The sequence below is a fragment of the Psychrobacter fozii genome (assembly GCF_003217155.1).
Lineage (GTDB): Bacteria > Pseudomonadota > Gammaproteobacteria > Pseudomonadales > Moraxellaceae > Psychrobacter > Psychrobacter fozii.
The window spans coordinates 1-2537 of record NZ_QJSU01000021.1 but is presented as its reverse complement, the minus strand read 5'-3'; the positions used below and the strand labels follow the sequence as shown (position 1 = coordinate 2537).

Genomic DNA, 2537 nt, shown 5'->3' with positions numbered 1-2537 from the left:
GACAGATGCGGTCGTATAGCTACTCTGGTATTTATCGAATTCTAAGATCAAAATAGAAAGCGCCACTCAACAATTAGTTGGGTGGCGCTTTTTTTGTAGCCCTAGATGTTTAAATTGAAAATCAGAGAATAAACATAAGTCATAAATAATATACTTGAAAAAAGATATTAAAAATATATTCGATAAAGTGAATTAATTAAGTAGTTCGATTGAAAGGGAAGTAAAGGAGCATAATAATCAAATAAAACACACTTTTATTGAAAACATAAAATACGATAGGTAATAAAATTTTTTTATTATAAATGATTTTTTAAATAGTGATATTGATTATCTTTTAGATTTGAAATGCCATCCATATTAGAACCCTTGTAACAAGGGTTCATTAGTTTTTATCAATAATAATTAAAAAGATAAGCTATTATTTGTCTAAGGATTTTATTCAATTATTGACTGTGTCTTTTTGATTATTTGAATGAAATAATTCAGTGAATCGAAACGTAAATAAGAATTATTTTAAATTAAAAGTTATAAAACCTTTGGGTTTTTGTTTTTCTTACCCAATGGCAGTTATTTGGTTATGAACGGTTAACTGACTGTGATTTATTTTCTAATATATAGAGTATAATGGAATCTACCAAGTGATATTAGTTTTCTTAATAAATACAGTACATTATCTGTACTAAGAAACACACTTGGTTATTGATGTTCTATTATTATGAACATCTCACAAATTAGCATTACTTTATTGAACCACAACCAAGTAGATAGGAATAAAAATGTCAAATATCAATGAGTCTTTACAAGAATTAATGAGCCTTGATGGCGCTATGGGTGCCTGTATTGTTGACTATATGTCAGGCATGGTACTGGGTATGACTGGTGGCGGTGTTGATCTAGAACTTGCAGCAGCAGGTAACTCACAAGTCGTAAAAGCGAAAGTCGCTACCATGAAGTCACTTGATATCAAAGGTGAAATCGAGGATATGCTAATTACGTTGGAATCTCAGATACATATCCTTCGTCCTACTCATAATCACGAAGATCTGTTCATTTACTTGGTGCTTGATAAATCAAAAGCCAATCTTGCATTAGCACGTCGTAAAGTGCAAACAGTAGATAAAAATATAGAAATATAATTTGGTTGGCAATATTTAAGCCAACGAATAGTTTATCAAAACACTCTTGTTGCTTTTACTTTATTTAAAAGCATCAGCAACAAGATTATATTCGTTATATAAACCTATTGCATAACGAATGTGATCTCTGTATACAACAATGATTTCACTAAACTGGATGTCTTATTAAATGGTGGCAAAATGAAATGTATTGCATACGTCAGTAAAGCGCCAGTTCGTGATCATAGTGTTCGTATGCCTACGGGGTTATCAGAGATTATTAGTGCCTCTCGTGAGCATAACCCAAAGTCGCAAATCACTGGGATCATCTCTTATCGTGAAGGTCAGTATTTCCAAATATTAGAAGGTCCGCATCTTGAAGTAGACAAACTCATGGCTAAGATCGCCGCCGATCCTAGGCATGAAGATATTTGGGTTTTTCTGAACGTACGCGTTGCTCAACGTAGTTTTTCCAATTGGGGCGTTAACGTATTTGACTTCGTTGACCAAGGCCCTCTTTTTGATGCTTTTGTTGAAAAAAATAGCCCTACCTTAAATAACTTTGATGACTATCAAAAAAAACGTATTAAGCCTTTCATTGATATAGAAAAATCTGACACAGTTCCTGACGAATACTATCAAGACAAGAACTTGCGATTATTGGCATGGCCTGACCTGAATAATGAAAGTAATCCTCAAATGATTATGAATCTATGTATCAAGTTGACCAAAAAACCGTATCCATTTAACTTTTTGGCAGATAGTGGCGAGTTTGGCACACCTCAGCAAGTCACACAAATTGTCAGAGAGTTTGAACGATCAGGCATCTTAAGCGTCACAGAAGCTGAGCCATTAGTAGAAAAAGTGGTCAGTGAGAAAAAGCCTAATAAATTTTATGGCGCGATCAAAAAATTCTTAGGAATGAGGTAAAAAATTGAACTATCAGAAGCTAGCTATCATTGGTGAAGTGGGTGCCGGAAAAACTCAATTGGTCCAAACACTAAGTGAGATTAGTCCTATCGAGACAGAAGCGAAGTCTAGTATCGATATCGGCAAAGAGTACACCACAGTAGGCATTGATTATGGACGGATCACACTATCGGATGACATGGCTTTAGGCATCTATGGCGTACCAGGACAAGAACGCTTTTCCTTTTTATGGGAATTCGTCAACCAGTCTCTGTGGGGACTACTCATATTGATTCGCTATGGTGAAACCCCTGATTATGCCAACATGGATAAACTGCTCACCTTCTTCGAACCAGAAAAAAACGAGACCACTTGTGTCATCGCTATCACCCACTGTGAAGATGCTGATAAGGAGAGCCTATCAGCACTTGGTCAAGAAATCAGAATCATGTTGATGCAGCACAATGTAGTGGCCCCCGTGATCAACACCGATCCTAGAAGTAGAGAGTCCGC

At 35.6% G+C, this 2537-nt stretch carries 3 protein-coding genes; all 3 read left to right on the top strand.

Going from position 1 to position 2537, the window contains the following annotated elements; all coding sequences use genetic code 11:
• Nucleotides 1–776 precede the first annotated feature (776 nt).
• Nucleotides 777–1136 carry a hypothetical protein gene (locus tag DFP82_RS14605; RefSeq protein ID WP_110924447.1) on the top strand — a complete coding sequence of 120 codons (360 nt, stop codon included), beginning with the start codon at nt 777–779 and terminating at the stop codon, nt 1134–1136.
• Nucleotides 1137–1316: 180 nt separating this feature from the next.
• Nucleotides 1317–2045 (top strand): BLUF domain-containing protein, encoded by a 729-nt coding sequence (locus tag DFP82_RS14600; protein WP_110924446.1) that lies wholly within the window; start codon nt 1317–1319, stop codon nt 2043–2045.
• Nucleotides 2046–2049: 4 nt separating this feature from the next.
• Nucleotides 2050–2537: GTP-binding protein (locus DFP82_RS14595; RefSeq protein ID WP_110924442.1), on the top strand; the 488-nt coding region annotated here is incomplete at its 3' end.

Coding starts and splice junctions, on each gene's coding strand:
- DFP82_RS14600 (WP_110924446.1), top strand. CDS start 1,317: ATGAAATGTATTGCATACGTCAGTAAAGCGCCAGTTCGTGATCATAGT.
- DFP82_RS14605 (WP_110924447.1), top strand. CDS start 777: ATGTCAAATATCAATGAGTCTTTACAAGAATTAATGAGCCTTGATGGC.